Genomic DNA, 26187 nt, shown 5'->3' with positions numbered 1-26187 from the left:
TTCCTGCGGGCATGGCTTGAGCCTCCTCGCTTCGCTGTGGGGTCTCAAGACTCATGCTATTCCCGCGGGAGTCGCCGCTCTGCACTCCAATCCCTAACTTGTAAGTGAAATACACTTATTGTTGTGCATTGAAGTTAGGATTGTAATCGATATTGAGCTTTTGTACTTGAACTTAAATAAGTTAAGACAAAATAATCACTCATAAACTACCTACAGTGAGTGATCTAAGTACCTGCACTATCAACGTAGGATGGAAGCGGAAGTTGGTGGCGACTCCCGATGGCTCACCGCAGGCCCATGGGAAAGCGTCCGCCAGCTGGAGCTTTCATCCGATCATACTCACAAACTCACTTACTATTCCTAAGTTTTTGCTTTTTAATACGAGTGGCAAGGAGGAGGATTTCGTTTTGAATAGAATTACACATGTACTTAAAAACACGGCAGCTTCAAAATGGGTTGTGTACTCCATCCTGGCTATTTGTTTTGTTTCTTCTATCCTACTCGTCAATAACAACCACTCCTTTTACGATCGTACCATCGCCCAAGTGACGAAAAATGAAGTGGTCGAGACAACCGATGTGACCGATATGCATGGGAACGAAGATACGCTCTTTACCCAGAAGCTTGAGGCTAATGTCAAGAACGGTAAAGAAAAAGGCAAGACGATATTGTTGAACAACGAATATTCCTCTTCAGGTGCCTATGATCAGCAATATAACGTAGGTAACGAACTGTTTGTCTCTATCGATTCTACGATGGGAAATGAACTGGTAGGCAGTATCACGGACGTGAAACGCGATAAATATGTACTAATTGTAGCCTGGATTTTTGTCTTCGTATTATTGATCGTCGGCCATAAGCAAGGATTGCTTGCGATTGTTAGTTTTGCCATCAATGTGATGATATTGTCACTCGCTTTGGACATCTATGTAAAATATTATGACGTCAGTTTATTGGTCGTCTGTGGGGTTTGTATTTTGTTATTCACTGCCATTTCGCTTCTGCTAGTCAGTGGGCGCAGTGAAAAGACCTACGCCGCAATAGCAGCTACGTTGATTGCGACGGTAGTATCACTCTCCATTGTATCCTTCGTCATTTGGATCACAGCAGGAGATGGTCTGCGCTATGAAGAAATGCAGTTTTTGACGCGACCTTATCACACTATATTCATGGCTGGATTATTCATTGGATCGCTGGGCGCCATTATGGATGTGGCGATTACGATGTCTTCCTCTTTGTTTGCGCTGTATGAGAGAGATCGGACAATATCTGTGAAAGCGCTGAGGAAGTCGGGCATTGATATAGGCAAGGACATAATGGGGACCATCACAAGTATTTTATTCTTTGCATATATCAGTGGTTCGATTCCGATGCTAATTCTTTATTTGAAAAATGCCTCGCCAGTAGGGTTTGCGCTTTCGATGAACTTGTCGCTCGAGTTAGCCCGTGCGTTGGCTGGAGGAATCGGGATTGTGTTGACGATTCCGATTGGCCTATACATTACAATATTCTTCATTGAGCGAAAGAGGGCGAGAGCATGAATGTATTAGTATGGCTCGCGATTATTTTACTCGTCTTAATGGTGTGGGTTGGTGGAAAGAGTGGAGTCAGATCATTCTTTTCATTATTTTTAAACTTTGGTGTAGTCTTCTTCACAATGTTTTTTATGCTTGATCCGAATACGAATCCAATTGTCATTACGTTCATTGCAAGTAGTGTAATTGGATGCATCAGCCTTTTTTATATTAATGAAGTAAATAGTAAAACGGTGCTAGCGTTCATTTCTACGATGATTACAATCAGCATCTTATTATTTTTCATTGTATTTGTTTCACAGAAACTGATGATTCAAGGGTTCGGCGAAGAGGGGGAGGAAGCGATTGCTGGGTTGTCACTTTATATTGGAGTGGACTTCGTGAAAATTGGAGCATCGGTCATTATTATGAGTACGATCGGTGCAATCATGGACGTTGCGATTTCCATTGCCTCAACTGTGCATGAAGTTTTCAAGCATACGCCTACCCTCAGCAAGAGAGAGTTATTCAAGTCAGGTGTCAGTATTGGGCGCGATATCCTCGGAACGGATACGAATACTTTATTCTTCGCGTTCTTTGGAGGATACTTGGCGCTACTTATTTGGTTTAAGGATTTACACTATTCAATTGGTGATATCATCAACTCGAAAATATTCAGTTCTGAAATGATTTTAATACTTTGTGCAGGTCTTGGGATTGCGTTAGTCATTCCCATTGCTTCTTGGATGAATGCATATTATTTAGTGCGTACTAGAGAAAAAATTGAAAAGATGTGAGAAGAGGGGAGCTACCGTTAGCTCCTCTTTTTTTATATATATTTACACGAAAGTAGAGAACTTCCACTTTATTAGTAGAACAGGTTCTTATAAAACCCCTATAACATATAATTTGGATGTTATCACAACATTCAAGTGGTTTATGTGTATGAATATTGTGCTAAAGTCTATATGAAATAAATTATTAGACTATTACAATTATAGTCACTAATCAAACGTTTCGAATAGATAATTTACTTTCTTTGTTTTCACATCATGTAATCTATTGTTCGTTGATAAAAAACTGGGGGTAAGGACAAATGAGAATGAAGAAAAAGAGTGTACTAGGAGCAATCGGCTTATCTGCCATGCTGATGCTGGCGGCTTGTTCATCGGATAAGGAAGAATCCAAGGACAGTGGCGGAGACGCGGAAGCAAAATCATACGACCTGAAAATGTCTGTCACAGTAAATGATTCATCCACTTGGTATCAGGCGGCGGACAAGTTAGCGCAAGACTTAAAAGAACAAACGGATGGTCGTATCAACATTGAAGTATTCCCGAACGAGCAATTATCAAACGGTGATCAAGGTAAAGGTGTCGAGCTTTTAACAAAAGGACAAACTGACCTAAGTCTTCACTCGACGATTATCTACTCAATCTTGGATGATCGGTTTGGTGTAGCAAGTGCGCCATTCCTATTTAAAGACAAGGATGGAGTAGATAAAGTATTCGATGGGGCAGGAGGAGAAGCAATCGCAGAAATACTCAATGAAAAGAACGTTGAATTACTTGGTTTCGGAGAGAACGGTTTCCGACAGATCACGAATAGTAAAAAAGAAATTAAATCACCAGCAGATATGAAAGGCTTGAAAGTGCGTATTCCAGGAATCACAATGTACACGGATCTTTACCGTGCTTTAGGCGCTGATCCGACTACAATGGCATTCTCGGAAGTCTTTACATCACTTCAACAAGGAACAATCGACGGTCAAGAAAACCCAATCGACGTAATCCACTCGTCTAAGCTAAATGAGGTGCAGGATTACTTGACGACTTGGAACTATTCGTATGACCCGCTAGTACTCGGAATTAATAAGAAGTTATTTGATTCCATGAGTGATGAAGATCAGGAGCTTGTGAAGAAGTTAGGTAAAGAAGCAGCAGAATTCCAAGTGGAAATGGCACGTGAAAAAGAAGAGAAGCAAATCGCTGAATTGAAGGATGCGGGAATGCAATTCTACGCACCGACAGATGAAGAACTAGCTGAGTTTACAGAAGCAGTACAACCGGTTTACGAAAAGTATGAAGATATTTGGGGTAAAGATTTGCTAGACAAGTTCCAAGATCAATAAGGACTGGAGGGTGGATGTATGGGAAAAATATTCAATAGATTAGAAGAATGGATTGTCGTAATTGTACTGTCCATCATGTCCACCATCGCATTCGTCAATGTGCTATCCAGAGGGTTTGCCAACTATTCATTTTCTTTCACGGAAGAAATTACAGTCAATTTGTTCGTTATGTTAACATTTGTCGGAACAGCCATTGGTGTGCGCAAGTATGCACACCTTGGCTTTACTTTGATTTATGACAAAGGTAATTTGCTGTTAAAGAATATTATTACGATTTTGGTTGGATTGATGATGGTGCTATTATTTTTTATTCTTTTATATTACGGTGTGAAGATGGTGCAATATCAGATGGAAATGGGACAGAAGACGCCTTCACTTGGTTGGCCGCAATGGTGGTTCTCCATGTCGATGCCAATTGGTGCGCTGTTTTGTTTGATCCGTTCCATTCAAGTAACTATTACTGAATTCCGTCAGCAAAATGGGAAGGGAGAGCAGCCAGTATGACAGCGATTATATTATTCGGCGTATTTTTCCTTCTAGTTATGCTTCGTATGCCAATTGCTGTAGCCTTGGCAATCTCCTCCATCGTGGTGCTATTTACGGGCAGTGGATTGTTCGGTTTGGAATTGGTTGCGGACATTATGTATACGAGTGTAGCAAAGTTCACATTGCTCGCCATTCCGTTTTTCATCTTGGCAGGTGTCATTATGGAGCATGCGGGCATTTCGAAGCGACTGATTGATTTTGCGCAAGCATTAGTAGGTCATCGCAAAGGTGGAATTATCTTTGTAACGGTTATGACAGCTATATTTTTTGCAGCAATATCGGGATCAGGCCCTGCTACCGTTGCAGCTATCGGGGGTATTTTGATTCCAGGGATGGTTAAGAACGGTTATAAAACAGAAACAGCGGCTGGACTTGTTGCGAGTTCAGGTGCGATTGGTATTATCATTCCGCCAAGTATTGCTTTTATTGTCTTTGCCGTAGTGGCGGGCGATCAGATTCCGGTATCAATTGGACGTATGTTTATGGCAGGAGTGATTCCCGGTTTACTACTCGGTGTTGGATTTATTGTCGCGGCTATGTTCGTTAGACATCGACAGGAAAAGCGTGAAGGTCCAATATCGGAACAGTACATAATGCAACCAGCAACAAGTGCTGAACGTTTTAAAGCCTTCGGTAAAGCGATCTGGGGCTTATTAATTCCCGTTATTATTTTAGGTGGTATTTACGGTGGGTTCTTTACGCCGACAGAAGCAGCGGTAGTAGCCGTATTTTATAGTTTGTTCATCGGATTCTTCATTCATCGTGAACTAACATTGAAAAAGCTGTATGACATTTTAGTAGCTGCGGGTATTCAGACGGCAGTCGTGATGTTCATCGTCAGTGCAGCGAGTGTGTATGCATATATCATCACAACGGAGCAAATTGCCACACAGATTTCCGATGTGATGCTAAATATTTCAAGCAATAAAATAATTATCTTATTATTGATCAATATCATTTTATTAATTGCGGGCATGTTCATTGATGCCATATCTGCATACTATATTTTCATTCCGATCTTGTTACCAATTGTACTGTTGTTCGATGTGGATCCGACAGTGTTCGGTGTCTTCATGACAGTCAACTTGGCGATTGGGCTTTTCACACCACCAGTCGGTCTCAATTTATTTGTAGCCGCCGGTATATCAAATACTTCCATAGGACAAATATCAAGAGGGGTCTTTCCTTTCGTTGTCTCGTCGGTTATTATCCTATTACTCATTACGTATATACCGCAGATTTCCACATTTTTGCCGGACTTATTAAACATCAAGTAGGTTGGGAGGGGTGCTTGTGAAACTGAAAGGGCAGACGGCAATCGTCACAGGGGCTGCTAGTGGCATTGGCGCCCAAACGGCTCTCCTACTTTCACAGGAAGGTGCCAATGTCGTTTTGGTAGATTCGACGAGCTGCGCACAGACGTTGCAAGCAATTCAAACGAACAGAGGCAAAGCGGTGTATTTGGAATGTTTAGGAGAAGTGCATGACGTAGAGTTTGTGAATGCAGTAGTCGCGAAAGCGTCAGATGTATTTGGGGAATTGCATGTATTAGTGAATAATGTGTGCATATGCAGTACTCGTAATGAAAACAAGCCTAGCCTTGATCAATGGGAGCTTGAGGCAGACAGCAATGCACAAGCTACTGCGTTATTTATTCACGCTGTGTCACAGTACATGATTGAACAGCAGTATGGACGCATTATCAATATTAGTTCTGTTTCAAGTTGTACTAATGAACAAACGTTTAAGGCTTCTAAAAACTCAATTCGTACACTGACGAAGCAAGTAGCTAAAGAACTGAGTGAGTCCAGAATTACATGTAATTCAGTTGCACCTGTATGCACGGCAAATTTAGATGAAGCGACAATCAATCAAACGGGCACAGCGATTAGCATCGCGCAAGCCGTTCTGTACTTCGCCTCATCGGAATCCAGTTATACGACAGGACAAATCTTAAAAGTGGATGGAGGGTATTGTATTGAACCACCAAATTCAAGCGGTGTATGACGAGAAATCGAATCGAATCATCGGTCGTTTGAAGAAGGACATCGATTTGTTTGAAGGAATTCTTGCGGTATGTGCGCAATATGGCGTGGAGGCGGCTCAATTTCAGTGTATCGGCTCGCTCGCGTACGCAACGATTGTGCAACCACAGCAAAATCCCGATAAAAGCTTACAGTATTCTGAACGCATCGTAACCAACACGCCTGTCGAACTGCTTTCAGGTACAGGCTTTATTGGCTTCGACGAAGAGGGGAAGCTGGATATCCACTTTCACGGACTATATGTAGATTGTGATAAACAACTAAATGGTGGTCATTTTCTCAGAGGTGAAAACCCTGTAGCGATTACAGTGGAATTTATTATATTCCCAGTGGCAGATACAGATGTTCAACGGAAGCCGGATAATTTTTCGGGCATTCCACTATTCCACTTTACAAATAAGGAGTGATGGACTTTGGAGACAATTGGAAAACTGGCAATGAAATCAGCGGCGGCCTATCCAAATAAGATTGCTGTGAAAGATGATCGACGCTCTTTTACATTTAAAGAAGTGATGGAACGGGCACTCGCGTTAACTGCATACTTTGAAAAAGCCGGTCTTCGAAAAGGGGACCGTTTTGCTATTTTACTATCCAATCGTCTGGAGCATATTGAAATGGACGTGGCGGCAGCAATTTCAGGAGTCATCAAAGTGCCATTGAATTATCGACTTCATCCGAAAGAGCATGAATATATGCTAGAAGATGCAAGCGTTCAGTTGATCATTGGCGAATCGGAATTGATTGACCCAATTGATACAACGATTCAAGCTTTGATGATCGGTGAAAACTATGAGCGAGCCATTGAACAAGAAATTGGCGCTACATGTACAACAGAAGTGAATGAGGATGATTTATTCGCGATTATGTATACATCCGGTACGACGGGTAATCCGAAAGGCGTCATGCTCAGCCATCGCAATATCATCTCAGGCGCATTATCTCTTGCGCTTGCTTGTGAAACGGATTATGACGACATCATTGGGCATGTGGCACCGTTGACGCACGGCAGTAATTTCCTCTCACACGTAGCATGGTTATATGGTTTAACACAAGTCGTGTTCAATACATTTGAACCAGAAGAATTCGTTCATGATCTCACACGAGAAAAGGTCACAGTGATCTTCCTAGTGCCGACGATGGTTAACTTAATGATCCAGCATCCGAAGTTTGATCCGAAGAATCTATCTACGATTAAGAGTATTAATATGGCTGGTTCACCGATTGCCGCGAGCAAACTTGAGCAAGCACTCGCACTGACAGGACCCATTTATGCGCAGACATTCGGTCAAGTTGAAGCACCAATGTGTATTACGATGATGCCCAAGCGGGAGCTCGGTGATCATCTCGAATCATGCGGACGTGTCGGACCTTTCGTTGACGTGAAAATCGTGAATGAACGAGGTGTAGAATTAACTGCTGGAGAAGTGGGGGAAATTGTCTGTAAAGGTTCACTTGTCATGCAAGGCTATTGGAATAATGAGCAAGCAACGAATGAAACATTACAAGACGGTTGGCTGCAAACGGGCGATCTCGGTTGGAAGAGTGAAACTGGATATGTGCATATCGTAGATCGTAAAAAAGACGTCATCATCTCGGGAGGGGTTAATATTTATCCGAGAGAAGTCGAGGAAGTCCTCAATAAGCATGAGGGAGTTAAAGAAACTTGTGTAATAGGCGTTCCCGATGATAAGTGGGGCGAGAACGTCATTGCGTATGTCGTACCAAATGGTGTTGTGCCTATAACAAATGAAGAACTATTGCAATTATGCCTCGATCATATGGCGAGCTTCAAAAAACCGAAGGAGATTCATATTGTCGACGAATTGCCGAAAAGTTCGTACGGTAAAATATTAAAACGTGAACTACGTAATCAGCACGGGGAGGTGCATTCATGACAAACGTCTATATAGAAGGAGTCGGCATGACGAAGTTCGGGAAATTCATAAATAAATCAATGAAGCAACTGTTGGTTGAAGCATCTATAGAAGCGCTTGAAGACGCAGGGAATCCGAAGGTCGATGCAGTCTTTGTCGGAAATTTCATGGGTGGATCCATTGGAAATCAAGAAATTCTCGGTGCGCTAGTAGCGAATGAACTGGGTCTAGGCTATATCCCTACTGCGAAAGTCGAAGGTGCTTGTGCGTCAGGTGGCATAGCACTTCGACAAGGTATTATGGGGATTGTAAGTGGAGAATACGATACGGTGCTAATAGCAGGTGTGGAAAAGATGAAACATGCTTCGACCGCGGATATAACGCAAGCCATTAATGCTGCCATGGACAACGATTCCAATGAAAAGCAGGCAGGTTTGACATTTCCAGGATTCTTTGGTGTATTGGCAAATCGCTATTTTCATGAAACAGATGCTACGAAAGAACATTTAGCCATGATTGCATTGAAGAACCGTGAGCATGCATTGCATAATCCACTCGCCCAATTCCAGAAGCCGACAACGATGGAAGAAATCATGGACGCACGAATCATTACTTCTCCACTCGGCTTATTTGATTGTTCCCCGACGACAGACGGGGCAGCAGCACTGGTCATCACACGAAAAAAGGGAGCTATTCATATCCGCTCCTCTGCACAAAGTTCAGGCCCTACGCAAATGCAAGACGCGGACGATTTACTTTCATTACCCGCAGTGCGGGAGTCAGGTCGCTTGGCCTATGAAAAAGCGGGCGTCGGTCCTGAAGATATCGATGTCGTGGAAATCCATGACTGTTTCTCGATGACAGAAATGCTTGCAATCGAGGAGCTTGGATTTTTCAACAAACGAGAAGGCTGGTTAGCTGTGGAACAAGGGAGAACGAAAGTGACGGGTGATAAACCAGTAAACACAAGTGGCGGATTACTGTCGCGAGGACATCCAATTGGTGCAACAGGCGTTGCGCAAATTTATCAGCTTGTACGGCAACTGCGCGGCACAGCACCGAACCAAATAGAAAATGCTCGTCTTGCTTTGGCACAAAACTTAGGTGGAACAGGTTCATACTCTACTGTTCATATTCTGGAAAGGTTGTGAAGAGATGAAAGTCTATCAATGCGATCAATGTGAATATGCCAGTGTTTCCAATAAATATCGCTGCCCTAACTGTGGAACTGGGAAATTACAGGAGCAAGATGTTTCCACGAAGGGAACAGTCTACAGTTATACCGACATTCATATCGCGCCCGCTGAATTTGCGCATCTTGCACCTTATACCGTGGCGCTCATACAGTTAAATGAGTCTAAAGCCAAGGTCACTGTTAGAATGGATGCAGTTGTTGAGATCGGGGATGCTGCGGAACTTCATCATATAGAGGATGGAGCGTATATTTACCGTAAGTGCTGAGTAGCAAGTGTAGGTGTATGCGGTAGTCATGGGAATGCTCATTGATTCGCGTTAAGTGCTCATAGTTACAACTTAACCGCTCTATTGCATACCCCAAGCGATCATACTCGGCTTCTATCCGCTCATAGGCATTCGATAATCGCTCTTAGCAATAATGAAACCGCTCATAGAAAATACATACGGACTTCCTCGTAAGGAGGAGAAACACGTGAAAGCTATACAAACTATATCTAAAATTATTTCAAAGTATTTACCGCTTTGGATCGTTCTCTTATCTATCATTGCCTATGTCATTCCGGATACGTTTATTTCGATCCGCCAATTAACAGGCTTCGGATTAGGCACGATCTTCTTTCTGATGGGGCTATCACTTTCATCGGAAAAATTGCTTGAAGTGATTAAAAATCCAAAACACGCTTTACTCGGCGTTTTTTTGAAATGGACAATCATGGTGGGTGTATCCATAGGAGTTGCTTATCTATTCTTCAGCAACCAAGCAGAGATTGCAACCGGGATTATTTTAGCGGGGACAGTACCAAGCGGAACGTCTGCAAATATTTACACATTCATAGCCGGTGGAGAAGTCGCGCTCAGTATTACAATGGCGACATTGGATACATTCATTTCACCTGTACTGACGCCAGTTCTACTGCAGACATTCGCGGGACGCTTTATACCGATTGAATTCTGGCCTTTATTTCTAAATATTATTTACATCGTCTTCTTCCCATTAGTTGCGGGTTTATTGATCCAGTGGAAATTTCAGCGCCAAGTTGAGAAGGTCAAACCATATACGAGTGTCTTGTCTCAACTTGCGTTATTTCTAGTCATCTTATCGGTTATCTCGAATGCTCAACAAGCACTATCTGAGAACTTATCCGTTCTACCGCTTGTATTCGTGGCGGTTACACTACAAGTCAGTATACCAATGGGCGCCGGCTACTTTATCTCGAGATGGCTAGGCGTACCAGAACGCAATGCTCGTGCAATTTTATTCCATACAGGCATTTGCAATACTGCACTCGCTGCAACACTTGCAATGGAACACTTCGGATCACTCGCCGCAGTACCTGCAGTTGCTAATATGGTGATGAATTTGACTATTGGCGCGTTGATGGCAAGTCTATTTGAAAATAAATTTAGGTTAGATAACGAGGAAGTACAGATGGTAAGTGAGGGGTAAAGTGTCGTTTGTCAACATCAGTTCAATGTAAACAGTCTAAAAAACTAGAGATGAATTCCGTAATACACGGTAGTCATCTCTAGTTTTAGTATGGTCTTTATTATAAATAATCACTGTAAGTTTATACGTTGACGTTATTCGTTTTGGGTTCTACCAATAATCCACCGTCACCGGTCATGTATTTATCGATTCCTTCTGAGGCGCGGTACGAAAAAGCACCTACAGTTGCTGTTTGCTGAGGAATTTTTTGTGGAAGGGCGGAGGCACCGACAACGAACAAGTTTTCCATGTCCCACGACTGGAAATAGTTATTGACAGCTGATATGGATGGGTCATCCCCCATCAAGACACCACCACCTGCTTCACCACCGCCTTGTGTATAATTCCAATCTTCCGGTATATCATCCACCTCGACTATATCGGCACCCATTTCTTCCATAACTTCCGCTAACTTTTCTCTTCCGAACTTTCTCAATTCCTTTTCATGGTCCGTAAGAGTCATCGTTACACGTAAAAGAGGGTCCCCAAAACTATCTTTGTAAGTAGGATCGAGATCCATATAGTTAAATGACCAACCGTAATTAGGTGGCTTAAAGTGAAGAGAAAGATTTCTATTTGTATAATGCAACGACTTCTCCTTGAATTCTTTACCCCATCTAGGTGTACCTTTAGGGACTGCATTATAGCCAATCGCATCTTCACCATGTAACCTAAATTCAACGATTCCTCCACCAATGAAGTTTAGATCAGTCGTATCTAGATTATCACTGTCAAAATCACTGAAAGTACCTCCAAGTGCACCTGCACCCATCGCCAAGTTAAATTTTTTGTTTTCAAAGAAACCTGTGGCTACACCGCTACTTGAACCAGTAAATCCACCAGCATTTTTACCGATGACCCCTGTTTTAGTTTTAGGATCGTACGGAGTTCCGATTTCCGATAGAAGCATTAATTTATTGTTGGAAAGTGTGTACCCTGCAAGCACTACAACGTCAGCAGGTTGTTCATACTCTTTTCGTGTTTTCATATTTACATAAACAACGCCTGTAGCTTTCCCGTTCTCATGAAGTACTCGGCGAACATACGCATTCGGTCTGAGATCGTAGTTTCCAGTTTCTCTTGCTGTAGGTATTACAGTGACTAATGGATCGGATTTTGCACCAAAATCACATCCATACCTCATGCAATATGAACAGTATTGACAAGCATTGATTGTTTGTCCATCTGGATTTTCGTATCGTTCCGTAACGTTACCAGACGGGATCTGAAAAGGATGGTACCCTAGATTTCTTGCTGCTTCTTTAAATAGTTTGATTGCGGGTACTTCTTTTGTAGGCGGTGTAGGATAATCTGAGCTCCGCGGGGCGCCAATCGGATCTTTTTCACCAGATGTTCCTGCCATCTTTTCAAATTGATCATAATATTTTTCCATCTCGTCGTAAGTAATTCCCCAATCTTGCAAGAACATCTCTGCTGGAATTTTATCTTCTCCATATTTTTCTATCGTTTTAGTCCGTGCTTCAAAATCAAACTGAGTAGCACGATGTGTCACACCTGACCAATGAGAACCACTGCCGCCGACATTGGTACCTTCGTAGTTTTCTTTTTGAGTTCGTAGAGGAGAGGCTTCCTCATTTTCATTTCTACGGCCGGTGATAGTCTGTATAGTATGGTCTTCCATCATGTCGTATCTAGCATCATAGCGTAATGCATCCTTTGAACCAACGAAGTCGCTAATAGACTGTTCTTTACCACGTTCTAGACCCACTACATTGTATCCTTTTTTAGTTAGTTCGGCAGCGACTATTCCGCCAGCCCAACCAGCGCCTACGACTACGACATCTACTTTCTTCATTTTTTCAGCCACTAGATCTCCCCCTTTAAACAGTTATGACTTTCCTTGTTTTGATGATGGTTGATAGTCTGTTAAACTCACTGGGTCAAGTTTTTGGAATTCTTCAGAATCAATTAAATCTACATAGCTCGCGCGAATGCCTGGATGTTCCTTCATTTTCCACCCCTGCATATCTTTATTGCCTCCGTACACAGGATCGGAATAAGCACCTTCTATTGTCATTTGAAGTAATAGATTAAAGAATATCCGCGAGCGGACCCCTTCCATTTCTATTTTATCGTCTTCGAAGTCTTGTAAAATGGCATCTTGCTGTTCTCCGTCAATATTCTCGAATCTCTCGCCATGACGATCTTCACTCTCAGAATTTATTTTTCGAAGACCTTCAATAAATACTTCGCCTCGATTCATGAGTGTTTGATACGTATCGACATTCGATACTGGTCGCAGGGGACCGTCCATATAATCTTTTCTATTCGAGCCGTAGTCCCCAGCGAGTTGTTTATCGATAAAGTAAGGCACATCTAGTCCAATGGCACCCGGTCCGTTATCATTCTCTGGATAAATACGTTCCGTTGCTTGTTCTAAAACTACGAAATCCGAAAACCTAGTAAAGTACAATCTTGCTCTTGCGGGGGAGGGGCTTTTCGCTTCACTCGAAGGCGCATTTGAGTTATTAGATTGATTAGATCCAAATTCTCTTGTAAATAAACCGCCAAGAATTGACCCACCTGCAACACCACCCACGACCATGCCAGTATTTTTCATAAACCGGCGTCTACTAGGATCTTTTGCAGCGCTTACATTTTCAGGTGACTCTGTGCTATTGCGTTTCTCATCAGACACTGTATCTCCTCCTTCGAAAAATGCTATATGCAAAGTATTCAGTCTATTAGTCTCATTTACCCTAATATTTATGTTATAAACTATAATGTTTTTACACTTCTGCTGTGATATTGTGAGTATTGAAATATAATTCGACTAACAATATCGCCTGCCTTATATGAAAACATAGGTATACTAATATGTATTTGAGCATGCGATTCTTTTGACGGTAATCAAAAAGTCGCTTTAACCCCTTGTCTCCAAGTAACTCTTCATCTGACCATAGGTGAGTTAATGGTCAATATACTCAAAACACAACAAATTCCCACTTAATACTGAGTAATGAATGCTAGCACCCTTTATCAAGTTTTATAACTTGGAAAATTAATGACAAATTTGTGTTTTCATATATGGAAATAATATACTTACTGTACAAACATTAATAATTAGAATAGAGTCATTGGTAAGTAGAATGGTTAATTTTATGTAACTTGTCGTGGGGTAGGACGTATAGATAAGTGAAGTAGGCTATTCAACAATCTGGGCCAGATTGTTGTACAAATAACAAGTTAAATAAATGTGTGATTTTGGAAAAGAGGTGTGATGTTGATGAGTGGTTCTTCAATAGCAAAGGAGATAGTGCTTGATGAAAATATATCTAAAGCAGATTTTATTGGAATAATTTCTTCTTTTTATACTCAAGAATGTTTTATATATGCCATTATCCCTGACTGGGAAAAAGAGTTAATTAATGAGCTTTCAAACCATTTTATCAAAGTTAGAGAAGTTAAATTGCCGCACGTATTCCCAAAAACTACAGGTTATATTGGTTTTGTAAAAGACAGAGAAAAACATTTTATTTATGAATTTTATTTAAGGTCAGCCGTGATCGATATAGTTTTTTCAAATATCGATATATCTGATAATTTATTTAAGGAAAACAAGAAGAGCAATAATCTTTTTAAGATATTTGAATCGAATAAGATTCCTCATGTAACTATCGGTCCCGATGGTCAATGGTTAAATATTATTGAATATTAATGGTAGTATTTTGTTCATCAATCGGGCGCAGTTGTTGAATAGATCATCTTCAGGCGATGGGGCTGCCTTAAAGGCAACCATATAAAACAATCGGGCCAGATCACGTTAGAGTTATTCTTTAGGTTAGGAGGGAAAACTTGACCGATTTTATCTTGATTTTTTTACTTATATTACTAGTTACACGTATTTTTATAAAAAACAAAGAAACATTAAGAGAGTTTAAAAAGCTGAATAAAAGCCAACTTCTAGGCGTTTTTTTAACTCTTATTTTTGATATTATCGTTGTCACCACTCTCATTTATTACGGTCGAAATTGGATTATGGAACAGTTTACAAATATCTTTTTACAAGCTCTTAGCTTTCTTGTTATTGTTTTCCTTGTACTTATTCTTATTGGAAAATTATCAGACAAAGTGGTGAATAAGATAACGAATGGTATTCTCCCGAAAAATTAAGTGGTTATTCCGTTAACGGGCGCGATTGTGGAAGAAGCTTATTAGTAGTCGCTTAGTTGATCGGAGCGGAAGCCGGCTCCGGGAGGATCAGTGGGACAGGTGAAACACTCATCGAAGCATAGCGAAGAGGTGTGGTTCACCGCCCACCCATAGGACACGCGTCCGGCTGGAGCGCAGATCAACGTTCTCAAAAGCTAATTAACCGACTCCAAGTAAAAATGCTATCTTTCATTACGAAAGATAGCATTTTTACATGGTATAAAGAATTTACACCCACTCCACTACATCCTCCAACGAATGTCGTGTTTTCGGACGCGCAGGATCCGCTTGACGATAACCAAACGCTGCCAATACAGACGGCGTAAACTCTCCATCTCCAAGCAACCCTTCATCTGCCAGCACCTTCTCAAGCCCAACAGGACTAAATCCTTCCATTGGCGTGGAATCTATACCGATCATTGCAGCTGCTGTCAACATATTACCAAGCGCAATATACGTCTGCTTAGATGACCAATCCAACAATGAACGTTCAGTATCTAAAATATTATTAAGCTCTTGGAAATTCTTATAGTGGCCAGACACCGTTTCAATCATTCCAGCCGGCATCTGCTGAATGTCTTTCATTTGGCTGATTAAGTACTCAGAGTCATAGCGCACACCTTTACGAGCAAGCAAAATGATGAAATGGCTCGCAGTTCTTAACTTTTCAACTGCGCCAGGGCAGACAGGCATTAACTTATCACGCATTTCAGGACTCTGTACGACTAGAAACTTCCAAGGCTCTGAACCTAATGAACTGGGTGATAGTCTGCCTGCTTCGAGAATATAAGCGAAGTCTTCATCCGAAATTACTTTTGTTTCATCATATAACTTTGTCGCATGACGAAATTGAAATGCATCGAGTACTTGTTTCTTGATCTGTTCAGTCTGTGTTCTCAATTAAATCACGCCCTCAGTAAATACATATTCTTCTATCTTACGAATAGGGGAGAGTAAACTCAACTTACTAGACTACAGACGAAAAAACCGATTGGAGTAAAATATCCAATCGGTTGAAATAAATTAAAATACTTTATCGCCATTGAAAATAGAATTCTTTACAATCACATAGTCAACAGTGCGGATCGAGCTTAATGTCTTGCCGCCTGAATAGGAAATAGCAGACTGAAGATCTTGCTCCATTTCAATCAATGTGTCTTTCAATGGTCCCTTATATTCCACGAACATTTTTTTGCCCTCAACATTCTTCTTTTCGCCTTTTTGGAATTCAGAAGCCGAACCAAAATATTCCTTATATAATTGACCATCTTGCTCCACAGTCTGTCCGGGAGATTCCTCGTGACCTGCGAATAATGAGCCAACCATGACCATGCTTGCGCCAAAACGTACAGATTTAGCGATGTCGCCATGTGTGCGAATTCCGCCGTCTGCGATAATTGGTTTAGATGCAGCTTTTGCACATAAGCGAACAGCCGCTAGTTGCCAACCGCCTGTGCCAAATCCTGTCTTGATTTTCGTAATGCATACTTTCCCTGGCCCGATACCGACTTTCGTTGCGTCAGCACCTGCATTCTCCAATTCACGTACAGCTTCAGGTGTGCCAACGTTACCTGCAATGACAAAGCTCATCGGCAAATGCTTTTTGATATGCTGGATCATGCGGATGACTTGATTGGAATGACCGTGTGCGATATCGATGGTGATGAATTCAGGAACTTGTGCATCAATCGCCAATTGCTCAACGAATCCGTACTCTTCTTCTTTAACACCGACACTGATCGACGCAATTAAACCGCGAGCGTGCATATCTTTGATGAAATCTACTCGTGTTTCAGGATTGAAACGATGCATTATATAGAAATAGCCTTCCTCTGCTAATTGAATCGCAATTTTTTCGTCAATAATCGTTTGCATGTTAGCGGGAACGACCGGTAAACGAAACGTGTGACCACCTAACATAACGGATGTATCACATTCTGAGCGGCTTTCTACCACACATTTTGCTGGAACTAGCTGTATATCTTCATAGTCAAATACGGTTTCCATTACAATCACCTCTATAAACGAATGTTTTTATAAAATCATGTTGGATTGTTCGTCCTTTTGTAATTTACATGATTTTCAATTCGATGTCAACGCTCTCATAGCAATTTCCTCTTGAAATGTGACACAGTCAGTAAGACGACTAGGGTTGCGATAAACAAAGTAATAGCGTAAGGAATCCATAAGTCTAATGGTGTCAGTTCACCAGTTAATAGTTTGTGCGAAGCCGTCAGTAGTTCAAGGGGATTCCATTTAGCTGAATTCGGAAATATAGCTACAATAAATAAGAAAATCACGACAAGTAATGTGACGAGTGTTCCGCCATAAGGCGTCGCGAATAAAGTGTTGCCCCATAATGTAACCGCTAGTAAAAGTATGCCGAATACATAAAGACAACTAGCTGCAAATAGTAGATGGTGCAGTTGACTTTGATCCCAGTAATAAGCGGTATAAGCGTATGTGATAGTGAATGCCAGCGCGATAGCTAGCGTCCAATAACAAAGTGCCATAAAGAACTTTGTCGTAATGACGGTGCTGCGGCGTAATCCTTTCGTCAGCAAAATCACTAGCGTACCTTTCTCCAGCTCCTTCGACATCATCGTACTGAATAATAGAATAAACACGATCAATCCCATTTGTGGAACGTTTTTATAGAATTGCATCCAAGAGTCAAGTGCGCTAGGTTCAGGCAGATTGACGAATGCACCTTCAGGCATGAATTGTTCAAACAGAAGGGGAGTGATTTTTGCCGTGAAAGGGTTCAATATACCAAGAATCGAGAAAATGACTATAATCAGCAATAGCTTATACGACTTTACACTTTCGAACCATTCTTTCTTTAAAAAGCCGAGCCACTGGTTCATTCCAGCACCTCCAATACTAGTTGCTCAAGTAAACGTGTTCGAGGATGCATCGATTGGATGAGGATATTTTGGTTGATGAGTGCTTGCATGAAAGCCATCTGTGAACTATCGTCATGTAAACTTACAATTAATTGGTTGTTCTCTACCTTCATGTCAAAGGCAGTGTGTTGCAAGCGTTCCATCACTTCGTCTGCACATATGGAAAAAGTAAAGACGAATTGTCCTGTGGATTGTTGTTTCAGATGAGCCAACTCATCTTGGAATATAATAGTACCTTCATGTAACATGGCGACGTGATCACAGATTTGTTCTGCGTCAGAAACGATATGCGTGGAGAAGAAAACCGTTGTTTCCGCTTTCGCCTTTTGTAGAATAGAAAGAATTTGCGCACGACCAGCTGGGTCCAGGGCGGAAGTCGGTTCATCGCAAATAAGAAGTTTCGGTTTGTTTAGTAATGCTTGTGCGATTCCCAGTCGTTGTTTCATTCCTCTTGAATACGTGCTAATTAAAGAATGAGTTCCTGCTAACCCTACCAATTCAAGTAATTCAGCAATTCTTTCTTGGCGTTCTATTTCAGCTATATTTGTAATGACTGCACATAACTCTAAATACTGCGTTGCGGTATAGAATGGATAAAATTCAGGAACGTCCGGCAAGTAGCCAACATATTGATTGGACTTGGTTTCCCCGAACGTCACGGGTTCACCTGCAATCGTGATAGACCCAGCATTGAGCGGTAACAAACCGAGCATACATTTCATCAGTGTCGTCTTGCCCGAGCCATTGGCACCGACAAATCCAAAAATAGTATGTTCGGGGATATTGAGATGGATATCTCGTAACACTTCATGGTTCCCAAATCTCTTCGTTACTCCATTAATTTGTACGACCATCGTGATCACCTCTTCCGAAAACGAAATATATCAACGGTCCGATAAATTGCACTAATAGAACGATCAACAACCACATTACTAGATTTCCGAAGCGGTAATGCGGATGACGAACGACGTGGATCGCTGAAAAGATAGCTAGACCTAGTTGTAAAATAATGAGTGGAATTAAAAATGGCAAGTATTCTATTAGTAAAGCCATATCTGTATTCATGAACACCCCTCCAATCCAAAGCGTAGTCTTTGTTGTAACTCCTGCATTTCATCGTCTTGTTTAAATGACTCAAAGAATGGCGCATCCATCGACTCTAGTATGGATTGCTTGATAATTTCGGTATTGCGTGGTGCGTTTGTGCCTAAATCCAATTGTTTTAACCAACTTTCCAGCAAGTCGAAGTATTCATCACCGCGTAATGAAAAAGGAAATAGATCATGAACACATACATCTACATACTTCTTTAAGTATAGATAGAGTAACGTTCGGTTGGATGAAAGGGCTGCACATTGTGCTACGCTAAAATAAAATTGCAAGCACACATTTGGATGGAGTGTCCGCATCGAATATAGCTCAATTAATCCTTCTATTCGGTGGATGGTTTCATTAAATAGTTGTTCATTTGAAGCGGAAAGTCGTAAATAGAGAGGACTGCTGCCAACAAGTTGAATTACGTTTTGATACATCATGACTTGAATGACACGCATCGCTTCCTCTTGGTCGCCCAGTTGTTCATGGGCGGTAGCTAGCAGAATTTCATCACCAATACTCGGCTTGATGACGCCGTCCAATAATTCCAATGTCGTTTCAGGACGCGCCTGCATCAATGCGACAGTTGCACGCAAAGAATTTGCTTGTCGCAATACCCAGACATCTTCACTCAGTTGACCAATCCGTTCCAGCCAGCAATCAGTTTTTTGCAACACAGAATGACTATCTTCGCTCAGCATATGATGGTTGAGCAATAAAATACTCATTTGCAGCAGGAATGCAGGATCGTGATAGTAGATTTTGACTTGTGATTCTACTTCCGTATAGACATGCGAAAACGGTTCTTTACCAAAGCGGGCAGCGAATTCGTAATAGTGAGTTTGAATGGCTTCTTTAGAAAGTTGCCGTTCATAGCCAAGTAATTCATCAACCGTAAGTTCAAAATAAGAAGCAATTTGAGGTAGCAATGTAATATCCGGATAGCTCAATCCCTTTTCCCATTTAGAAACGGAGGCTTTCGATACCAGACAGTGAGCAGCTAGTGTATCTTGAGTAATCTTAAGTCGCTTTCGTTCCTGTAAAATAACAGCGCCTATTCGTAGCATGGATTCACACCTTTCTCTTCTATTTCAGTTTACGGTAAAGCGACTGTTGATTCAATCAACTGTTAGATGATTTACGAAGCGAAGAGTCAACTGAGTAGAGTTATGTAGAAGAACACAAAAAAGCCGGTCTATGAAAGACCGGCTTCTCGTCATACGCTTATTGATTCGAAAGCTTCTAAAATATTCTTTTTTGGTTTTGCTTGATATTGAAGAACCTTATCAGTCGCATCGTATGAATCTCCATAGAAATCTTGGTCTTTGTAGGTGTGAATTTCTTCGTAGGTTGTTTTCATCGCGCTGAATACTTCTTTTTCATCCGCTTTTGAAGACTGCGGGGGTGCCCAGTATAGAATTTCGAGGATTGTTTGTTCACCAGTTGCCAATGAACGACGGTTATAACCAATATTCCGTGCGTGCGTGAAGTCTTCACGTGCATAGAACTTCAGTCGTTTCTCAGTATCTGGTTCTGATTCGTCTACTGGTTCAACTTCCAGTAAAATAGGTTTGTTCTTGGTTTTCAACGAATCCAATAGTTTTTTTCCTAACCCTTCACCACGTGCGGCTGAAGATACGAAAAGATAGTCAACGAAAACGAAGTCTTCCGTCTCAACGTACATTAATACGTGCTTCGGACCTTCCTCTTTATAGTAGACATTGCTCTTGTCATTCAGTAATGTCTCCATATGTTCCTGTGACTTCATCTCTTCAATCGGAAAATACTCTTTTAATTTGTTGTACCAATGCATGTGTTAAATTCTCCTCCGTAGGTAATCTAGTGTACCAGGAGCTTTTTGTTTGGGGTTCAAACAATAGTGAGGAAAAAAGTGGTCAGAAAAAAATCCTCTTACCTTAGTATACTCTTTTATGGGAGAAAATAAACCTTTTTTTATAAATAAATTTAACTTTTTTATTATAATAATAAAACCAGATGGAAGATCTAGATCTCCCGTCTGGTAAGTTTGTGCTTTATCTACGCCCTTTAGCGCCTGAATAAGCCTCTTTCTTTTTCTTTTCATTCATCACTGTTTTTACTACAGGATATAACACCATTCCCCATTTTACTAACTTTTTAATTACTCTAATCATATGCTTTTCTTCCTCTCGGTTTTGGAGTTGTTATAAGTAACTTCCCCCGTTAACTCGCTCGTTAAACTTTTATTCAAGGGATTTCGGCACGGAAGTGGGGTGTTCTATTTCTGTAAATAGAGTGGAACTCTCAATGATCGGCTTAGTCTCTTTGGTAATGGGATGATCGAGATTCAGTTGGCTACTCATTTCTTCTAACGTCAGCTGAAGTCTTGCAATGTCTTCTTTCGTTGCGTATTGCTTGCGGTCGACTAAAACATAGCCGAGCTGTCCACTCATTTCTATAGTCGCCCATTTTACATCGTCAATTCTTTCGATGCTATTTTGCCGTAAATGCATTTCTAATTCATCCACAGTTAAACGGAGTTTTTTCATCGTAGATACTTTAAGAATCCCATTTTCGATCACGACTTTTGATCTTCCTCGTAAAAGCCCTTCGAAAGAATTCCACTTCAATGCCAATAGTTCAAAGAAAAAAAGTGTCAGCACTAAAATAAATGAAAGCAAAAGAGTTTGCCATAAATTTTTGCTTGCTACAGGTTGAATTAGCAATGTACCAACCGCGATCATCAATACGGTTTGCCCAATCGTCATTTGAGATATAGACTTGCGTCCGGAAATATGCAAAAGCAGTATTCCCGTCACGATAATGAGTACCGCTTTCCAAATTGAATCGAAATCCATTATGCACACGCCTTTTCGTGAGTTTTCTTTAGTATGAGAAAATCTCTACGGAGTATGCGTGAAGATTGTGAATCCTTATTCAATGTATCTCCGTATAACAATAAAGGAGTGATGGATATGAGACAAGATATTCATGAAAGACAATATACCTTGCAAGAAAAAAGAATGAATCATAGACGACTGCTCAAACGTTTGGAGCAGACAAGTGAAAAACTACTTGCTATGAAGAAAACGCGTGATCAACTTCACCGCCAACTGACAAAAGAGCAACAAGATGTTGTGAAGCTGGGTAAATTTTCATTTGCCAATAAAATCAGTGAATGGACAGGTACGTGGGATGAAAAAATGAAAAAGGAAATTGAAGAAGCTGCTCAAGCAGAATTGAAGTTTAACGAAGCAGAAAAGAACGTCATAGACTTGTCAGAAGAAGAGCAAGACTTACGAAAGAAGCTAGAACATCCTGACTTCATGTACATTGTGGAAGACTGGGAGGATTTACTGAGAGAAAAAGAGTCGTGGATCCGTATGAATGATTCAGTGGCCAATCAAACATTACAGAAAATAGCGGATGGTCGGGTGCGAGTATTCGCGATGGTGCGTGAAATTGACGAAGCACTGGAAGCCGGAGAAAAAGCAAAACGTGCACTGGATGGTGCGATGAAAAAATTAGATTCAGCAGAAGGTATATCGATGTGGGATACTTTTTTAGGTGGAGGAATATTCGTCTCCGCACTCAAGTACTCTGAAATCAATAGCTCTGATGATCTGGTACAACAAGCTCAGCGTGCACTGCGTCATTACGAAACGGAGCTTATGGATGTTCAAGATGCGGCGACCGATTCATTCCAAGTGAATCAAAATGACATCTTTACATTTACAGATGTGTTTTTTGATAACATCTTCTCTGATTGGATGGTTCATACACGTATTACGGATGCAAAAAAGAAGCTGCACGCCGTCCTGCAAGATGTCCGACGTATACAGGACCAACTAACAAGAAAGCGTGCAGCTTCTGAAGAGGAAATACGGCAGCTTGATCAACAACAAGATGATATTATCATGTCGTAATTGTTAAATACGTGTCAGTGTCTTGCCCAAGTAGCCGAATAATACAGTCAATACGGGACTCAATAAACAGAAGAACGCAAAAGGTAAGTACGCAATGGTCGGTACATCGAGTACGGTCGTGATGAAAATCCCTGCCACGCTCCATGGCACAAGGGGATTGATGACCGTTCCCGCGTCTTCCATTACACGGCTCAAGTTTTTATTCGCCAATCCGACCTTCTCGTAACTGGATTGGAAGGCCTGACCAGTTAATAAGATAGATAAATACTGCTCACCGATCAAAACGTTGATACCGATTGCAGTAAGTGCAGACGTCAAAATAACGGACGACACTTTACGTAATGCACTTTCAATTTTCGCAAGTAAGCACTGGACAATTCCTAATGTGAACAGCATGCCGCCCATACTAAGTGACAGTAACACAAGCGAAATCGTGAACATCATGCCTTCCATTCCGTCACTGCGAGACAATAATTCATCCACGACTGCAACGCCTGTAGATCCTTCATAACCACTAAATAGAATACTTAATACTTCGGATGCTCCATAAAAGGTATGGATGTAGGCAACAATAATAGCAGACAATGCACTAACAGCCAGCGTCAAAATTGCTGGTACTTTGACGAATGTCAAAATGATCAGCACGGCTACAGGGATCAACGTATACCAATGTATTAAGTTAGTGCCAATTAATGCATCACTGTATTTCTCGATTGTCGTAAAATCACTTGATGTTACATTGGGCGATAACACACCAAATAAGATCAGTGAGATGAAGAACGCGGGAAATGTTGTCCATCCCATATTGCGTATATGTTCAAATAAGTCTACACCGACAATCGAAGAGGCCAAGTTGGTTGTATCAGACAACGGTGACATCTTATCTCCAAAAAATGCGCCCGAGACAATCGCACCTGCCGCAATAGGCAAAGAAAGCTCTAAAATATGTGCCATACTGATAAATGCTACACCGATCGTAGCGACAGTTGTCAATGAACTACCGACAGATAAGCCGATAATGGCCGTGACGATGAACACGATGGCATAGAAAAACGTTGGCGTAATGATTTGGAGTCCAGCGTAGATCAGGGTTGGAATCGTACCACCCATCATCCAGCTACTCACGAGAACTCCGATGAAGAAGAACAAGAACACTGCGCTCATTCCAGAACTTGCTCCTTCCACCAAACCACGTTCCAACTCTTTGTAGGAAATCTTCTTCCATAATCCGTAGCCAAATAATAAAAGAATAGCAAATAAAATAGGTACATGTGGTACAGAATCAAATACTATGATGCTAGCACTGATCATCGCCACGATTAGCACAGTCAGGATGACCGACGCTTTAAAGGTTGGCGAATGAATCGCCTTAATTGGAAACATACTCATGACCTCCTGTAAATGTAGAAAAACTCCTTTCATCCCCTTAAAGGACGAAGGAGTACTTCGCTCTGTCTATTTGCTGTTGCGAATAAAACATGGAAGATATGGATTCATTATATAATAGATTGCTCTTTATCTATATAGATAGTTAACGTTTTGAATTTTATCACGTCGGAAAGATAAGTCAATAGAGGGATAGACCGATTATCTTCACGCTGGAAAATGTAAAGCAATAGAAAGCATTATAAGTATTCAGCTGTTGTGAGAAGTGATCCACTTCTAATAACAGTCTTTTTAGTGTATAAAACCTGTGTTCTGAACCATACCACATGTTATTTTATTGCCTTTTTTCAACATATTTCGCGAAGGCAGTTAGTGGTGAAATATTTAGGGTAATAATAAGTAGTAACTATATATAGAAAGGAATGAGTATTTGTGACAACTGCACAAGAAGTTGCTCCTCATCCAGAGAAGCAGAAACGTAATCTAAAGGGATTGTGGATACTCTTGGCATTCGCCGCACTCATAACCATCGTTTTACTTCCTAACCCGGCAGATCTACCTGTTGTTGGACAAAGAGCACTAGCTATCCTAGCCTTCGCAGTAATCTTATGGGTGACGGAAGCCGTGCCGTATCCTGTTAGCGCAGCCATGATACTCGGCTTAGCTGCAGTACTTCTTGGCCTCGCGCCAAATATGGAAAACCCCGAGGAGCTACTTGGGACGAAAAACGCCTTGAGAATGGCATTGGCCGGATTCTCGAGTCCTGCTGTTGCATTAGTGGCGGCCGCATTGTTCCTCGCAACCGCCATGCAGACGACCAACTTGCATAAAAGATTAGCACTTTTCATTCTATCGAAAGTTGGCGTTAAGACGGGTGCTATTATCTTTGGTTCCATCGTCGTATCAATCGTCTTGGCGTTCTTCGTACCAAGTGCAACGGCACGTGCTGGTGCTGTCGTGCCGATTTTGCTTGGGATGGTCGCAGCATTCGGATTGCCAACAAACAGTCGATTGGGAGCATTGCTCGTCATCACGGCTGTTCAATCCGTTTCAATCTGGAACGTCGGTATTAAAACCGGTGCTGCACAAAATATGGTGGCACTCGGATTTATTGAGAAAGAGTTCGGTGTATCCGTCGCGTGGAGTTCTTGGTTCTTGTATGCAGCTCCATGGTCTATTCTGATGTCGATCGCTTTATTCTTCATCATGAAATTAGTTATTAAGCCGGAAACACAAGTAGTAGAAGGTGGTAAGGAATTGATTGAGGGCCAATTAAAAGAATTGGGCAAAATCAAAGCTTCCGAACTACGCTTAATTGTCGTTGCAGTTGCTTTACTTTTCTTATGGGCTACAGAAGAAAAATTGCATCCATTTGATACAACGACTGTCACCATTGTTGCCATTGCGATATTACTGACACCGAAGATCGGTGTATTCGACTGGAAAACTGTTCAGCAAATGATTCCGTGGGGAACGATTGTCGTTTTCGCAGTAGGGATCTCATTGGGTACACTATTACTAGATACAACTGGTGCACAGTGGTTGTCTGATAAAGTGTTCGGCGCGATGGGCTTAGACACTATGCCATTACTCGCAACGATTGCTTTGTTGTCACTGTTTAATATTTTGATTCACCTCGGGTTTGCCAGTGCGACGAGCTTGTCCTCTGCACTGATCCCGATATTTATTGCATTAGCAACAACGATTTCCCTAGATGTCAATCAAGTCGGATTCGTTTTGATTCAACAGTTCGTCATCAGTTTCGGATTCTTGCTTCCAGTCAGTGCGCCACAGAACATGTTGGCATATGGGACAGGGGCCTTCTCAGTAAAGGATTTCCTGAAGACAGGCGTTCCGCTTACGATCATTGGGTACTTGCTCATCTTGTTACTCAGTGCGACTTACTGGCAGTGGATTGGACTTTTATAA

The 26187-nt window shown here is 41.5% G+C and carries 26 protein-coding genes; 15 read left to right on the top strand and 11 right to left on the bottom strand.

Going from position 1 to position 26187, the window contains the following annotated elements; all coding sequences use genetic code 11:
* Nucleotides 1–407 precede the first annotated feature (407 nt).
* The 11 genes from CSV76_RS05020 to CSV76_RS04970 all read left to right on the top strand — a co-directional run bounded on the left by CSV76_RS05020 (nt 408) and on the right by CSV76_RS04970 (nt 10754).
* The gene (locus CSV76_RS05020; protein ID WP_199173035.1) at nt 408–1541 is read left to right on the top strand and encodes a YibE/F family protein; all 1134 of its coding nucleotides are present in this window, start codon (nt 408–410) and stop codon (nt 1539–1541) included.
* Nucleotides 1538–2311, top strand: coding sequence for a YibE/F family protein (locus CSV76_RS05015; RefSeq protein WP_085427574.1), 774 nt, complete (start codon nt 1538–1540; stop codon nt 2309–2311). Before CSV76_RS05020 ends, CSV76_RS05015 begins: the two co-directional genes overlap by 4 nt.
* Before the next feature lie 299 nt (nt 2312–2610).
* Nucleotides 2611–3645, top strand: coding sequence for a DctP family TRAP transporter solute-binding subunit (locus CSV76_RS05010; protein ID WP_099624886.1), 1035 nt, complete (start codon nt 2611–2613; stop codon nt 3643–3645).
* Nucleotides 3646–3663: 18 nt separating this feature from the next.
* A complete protein-coding gene (locus tag CSV76_RS05005) occupies nt 3664–4149 on the top strand; it encodes a TRAP transporter small permease (RefSeq protein WP_085427572.1) in 486 nt (161 codons plus the stop codon).
* A complete protein-coding gene (locus CSV76_RS05000) occupies nt 4146–5468 on the top strand; it encodes a TRAP transporter large permease (protein ID WP_085427571.1) in 1323 nt (440 codons plus the stop codon). Before CSV76_RS05005 ends, CSV76_RS05000 begins: the two co-directional genes overlap by 4 nt.
* A 16-nt stretch (nt 5469–5484) precedes the next feature.
* Entirely contained in the window at nt 5485–6198 is a 714-nt protein-coding gene (locus CSV76_RS04995; RefSeq protein ID WP_232319501.1) for an SDR family NAD(P)-dependent oxidoreductase, read from the top strand.
* Nucleotides 6170–6643, top strand: a complete 474-nt coding sequence (locus CSV76_RS04990; protein ID WP_085427569.1) for a PPC domain-containing DNA-binding protein — start codon at nt 6170–6172, stop codon at nt 6641–6643. Before CSV76_RS04995 ends, CSV76_RS04990 begins: the two co-directional genes overlap by 29 nt.
* 6 nt (nt 6644–6649) lie before the next feature.
* Nucleotides 6650–8131, top strand: coding sequence for a class I adenylate-forming enzyme family protein (locus CSV76_RS04985; RefSeq protein WP_099624885.1), 1482 nt, complete (start codon nt 6650–6652; stop codon nt 8129–8131).
* On the top strand, nt 8128–9261 hold the full coding sequence (locus tag CSV76_RS04980; protein WP_085427567.1) for a thiolase C-terminal domain-containing protein: 1134 nt from the start codon (nt 8128–8130) through the stop codon (nt 9259–9261). The genes CSV76_RS04985 and CSV76_RS04980 overlap by 4 nt, the downstream gene beginning before the upstream one ends.
* 4 nt (nt 9262–9265) lie before the next feature.
* Nucleotides 9266–9571 (top strand): Zn-ribbon domain-containing OB-fold protein, encoded by a 306-nt coding sequence (locus CSV76_RS04975; protein WP_085427566.1) that lies wholly within the window; start codon nt 9266–9268, stop codon nt 9569–9571.
* 208 nt (nt 9572–9779) lie between these two features.
* Nucleotides 9780–10754: a bile acid:sodium symporter family protein gene (locus CSV76_RS04970; RefSeq protein ID WP_085427565.1), complete on the top strand. Its 975-nt coding sequence runs from the start codon at nt 9780–9782 to the stop codon at nt 10752–10754.
* Between the two features lie 121 nt (nt 10755–10875).
* Here the strand turns inward: CSV76_RS04970 and CSV76_RS04965 are convergent, their stop codons facing one another.
* Together CSV76_RS04965 and CSV76_RS04960 are read right to left on the bottom strand one after the other, a co-directional pair.
* On the bottom strand, nt 10876–12621 hold the full coding sequence (locus tag CSV76_RS04965) for a GMC family oxidoreductase (protein WP_085427564.1): 1746 nt from the start codon (nt 12619–12621) through the stop codon (nt 10876–10878).
* A gap of 21 nt (nt 12622–12642) precedes the next feature.
* Entirely contained in the window at nt 12643–13452 is an 810-nt protein-coding gene (locus tag CSV76_RS04960; protein ID WP_232319500.1) for a gluconate 2-dehydrogenase subunit 3 family protein, read from the bottom strand.
* Nucleotides 13453–14040: 588 nt separating this feature from the next.
* Here CSV76_RS04960 and CSV76_RS04955 point away from each other — a divergent pair.
* Together CSV76_RS04955 and CSV76_RS04950 are read left to right on the top strand one after the other, a co-directional pair.
* A complete protein-coding gene (locus CSV76_RS04955; RefSeq protein ID WP_099624884.1) occupies nt 14041–14472 on the top strand; it encodes a hypothetical protein in 432 nt (143 codons plus the stop codon).
* Between the two features lie 137 nt (nt 14473–14609).
* The gene (locus CSV76_RS04950; protein WP_099624883.1) at nt 14610–14927 is read left to right on the top strand and encodes a hypothetical protein; all 318 of its coding nucleotides are present in this window, start codon (nt 14610–14612) and stop codon (nt 14925–14927) included.
* 267 nt (nt 14928–15194) lie between these two features.
* Here CSV76_RS04950 and CSV76_RS04945 read toward each other — a convergent pair whose 3' ends face one another.
* From CSV76_RS04945 to CSV76_RS04910, 8 genes are all read right to left on the bottom strand, one after another.
* Nucleotides 15195–15866 (bottom strand): NAD(P)H-dependent oxidoreductase, encoded by a 672-nt coding sequence (locus CSV76_RS04945; protein WP_099624882.1) that lies wholly within the window; start codon nt 15864–15866, stop codon nt 15195–15197.
* 123 nt (nt 15867–15989) lie between these two features.
* Entirely contained in the window at nt 15990–16973 is a 984-nt protein-coding gene (guaC, locus tag CSV76_RS04940; protein WP_085132109.1) for a GMP reductase, read from the bottom strand.
* Nucleotides 16974–17068: 95 nt separating this feature from the next.
* Entirely contained in the window at nt 17069–17833 is a 765-nt protein-coding gene (locus tag CSV76_RS04935) for an ABC transporter permease (RefSeq protein WP_099624881.1), read from the bottom strand.
* Nucleotides 17830–18726, bottom strand: a complete 897-nt coding sequence (locus tag CSV76_RS04930) for an ABC transporter ATP-binding protein (RefSeq protein ID WP_099624880.1) — start codon at nt 18724–18726, stop codon at nt 17830–17832. The genes CSV76_RS04935 and CSV76_RS04930 overlap by 4 nt, the downstream gene beginning before the upstream one ends.
* Complete coding sequence (locus CSV76_RS04925; protein ID WP_099624879.1) at nt 18710–18937, bottom strand: PLDc N-terminal domain-containing protein; 228 nt, start codon at nt 18935–18937, stop codon at nt 18710–18712. The genes CSV76_RS04930 and CSV76_RS04925 overlap by 17 nt, the downstream gene beginning before the upstream one ends.
* The gene (locus CSV76_RS04920; RefSeq protein ID WP_085427560.1) at nt 18934–20034 is read right to left on the bottom strand and encodes a helix-turn-helix domain-containing protein; all 1101 of its coding nucleotides are present in this window, start codon (nt 20032–20034) and stop codon (nt 18934–18936) included. Before CSV76_RS04920 ends, CSV76_RS04925 begins: the two co-directional genes overlap by 4 nt.
* Before the next feature lie 149 nt (nt 20035–20183).
* Nucleotides 20184–20780 carry an N-acetyltransferase gene (locus CSV76_RS04915; RefSeq protein ID WP_099624878.1) on the bottom strand — a complete coding sequence of 199 codons (597 nt, stop codon included), beginning with the start codon at nt 20778–20780 and terminating at the stop codon, nt 20184–20186.
* Between the two features lie 409 nt (nt 20781–21189).
* Entirely contained in the window at nt 21190–21804 is a 615-nt protein-coding gene (locus CSV76_RS04910) for a DUF421 domain-containing protein (protein ID WP_085427558.1), read from the bottom strand.
* Nucleotides 21805–21921: 117 nt separating this feature from the next.
* On the opposite strand from CSV76_RS04910, the gene CSV76_RS04905 reads away from it, so the two are divergent.
* On the top strand, nt 21922–22872 hold the full coding sequence (locus CSV76_RS04905) for a hypothetical protein (protein ID WP_099624877.1): 951 nt from the start codon (nt 21922–21924) through the stop codon (nt 22870–22872).
* A gap of 3 nt (nt 22873–22875) precedes the next feature.
* Here the strand turns inward: CSV76_RS04905 and nhaC are convergent, their stop codons facing one another.
* Nucleotides 22876–24255, bottom strand: a complete 1380-nt coding sequence (gene nhaC, locus CSV76_RS04900; protein WP_099624876.1) for a Na+/H+ antiporter NhaC — start codon at nt 24253–24255, stop codon at nt 22876–22878.
* A 435-nt stretch (nt 24256–24690) separates the two neighbouring features.
* Between nhaC and CSV76_RS04895 the strand changes: the two genes are divergently transcribed.
* A complete protein-coding gene (locus tag CSV76_RS04895) occupies nt 24691–26187 on the top strand; it encodes a DASS family sodium-coupled anion symporter (RefSeq protein WP_099624875.1) in 1497 nt (498 codons plus the stop codon).

The organism is Sporosarcina sp. P17b (genome assembly GCF_002743115.1).
GTDB lineage: Bacteria > Bacillota > Bacilli > Bacillales_A > Planococcaceae > Sporosarcina > Sporosarcina ureae_C.
Note: the sequence above shows the minus strand (reverse complement) of the source record. Positions and strands in the feature narration are given on the sequence as shown.

What these genes read in the sequence shown, in the direction of transcription:
- CSV76_RS04935 (WP_099624881.1), bottom strand. Translation starts at nt 17,833, where the DNA reads ATGAACCAGTGGCTCGGCTTTTTAAAGAAAGAATGGTTCGAAAGTGTA.
- CSV76_RS05000 (WP_085427571.1), top strand. Translation starts at nt 4,146, where the DNA reads ATGACAGCGATTATATTATTCGGCGTATTTTTCCTTCTAGTTATGCTT.
- CSV76_RS04915 (WP_099624878.1), bottom strand. Translation starts at nt 20,780, where the DNA reads ATGCATTGGTACAACAAATTAAAAGAGTATTTTCCGATTGAAGAGATG.
- CSV76_RS05015 (WP_085427574.1), top strand. Translation starts at nt 1,538, where the DNA reads ATGAATGTATTAGTATGGCTCGCGATTATTTTACTCGTCTTAATGGTG.
- CSV76_RS04930 (WP_099624880.1), bottom strand. Translation starts at nt 18,726, where the DNA reads ATGGTCGTACAAATTAATGGAGTAACGAAGAGATTTGGGAACCATGAA.
- CSV76_RS04905 (WP_099624877.1), top strand. Translation starts at nt 21,922, where the DNA reads ATGAGACAAGATATTCATGAAAGACAATATACCTTGCAAGAAAAAAGA.
- nhaC (WP_099624876.1), bottom strand. Translation starts at nt 24,255, where the DNA reads ATGTTTCCAATTAAGGCGATTCATTCGCCAACCTTTAAAGCGTCGGTC.
- CSV76_RS04980 (WP_085427567.1), top strand. Translation starts at nt 8,128, where the DNA reads ATGACAAACGTCTATATAGAAGGAGTCGGCATGACGAAGTTCGGGAAA.
- guaC (WP_085132109.1), bottom strand. Translation starts at nt 16,973, where the DNA reads ATGGAAACCGTATTTGACTATGAAGATATACAGCTAGTTCCAGCAAAA.
- CSV76_RS04975 (WP_085427566.1), top strand. Translation starts at nt 9,266, where the DNA reads ATGAAAGTCTATCAATGCGATCAATGTGAATATGCCAGTGTTTCCAAT.
- CSV76_RS04910 (WP_085427558.1), bottom strand. Translation starts at nt 21,804, where the DNA reads ATGGATTTCGATTCAATTTGGAAAGCGGTACTCATTATCGTGACGGGA.
- CSV76_RS04920 (WP_085427560.1), bottom strand. Translation starts at nt 20,034, where the DNA reads ATGCTACGAATAGGCGCTGTTATTTTACAGGAACGAAAGCGACTTAAG.
- CSV76_RS04955 (WP_099624884.1), top strand. Translation starts at nt 14,041, where the DNA reads ATGAGTGGTTCTTCAATAGCAAAGGAGATAGTGCTTGATGAAAATATA.
- CSV76_RS04925 (WP_099624879.1), bottom strand. Translation starts at nt 18,937, where the DNA reads ATGAATACAGATATGGCTTTACTAATAGAATACTTGCCATTTTTAATT.
- CSV76_RS05010 (WP_099624886.1), top strand. Translation starts at nt 2,611, where the DNA reads ATGAGAATGAAGAAAAAGAGTGTACTAGGAGCAATCGGCTTATCTGCC.
- CSV76_RS05005 (WP_085427572.1), top strand. Translation starts at nt 3,664, where the DNA reads ATGGGAAAAATATTCAATAGATTAGAAGAATGGATTGTCGTAATTGTA.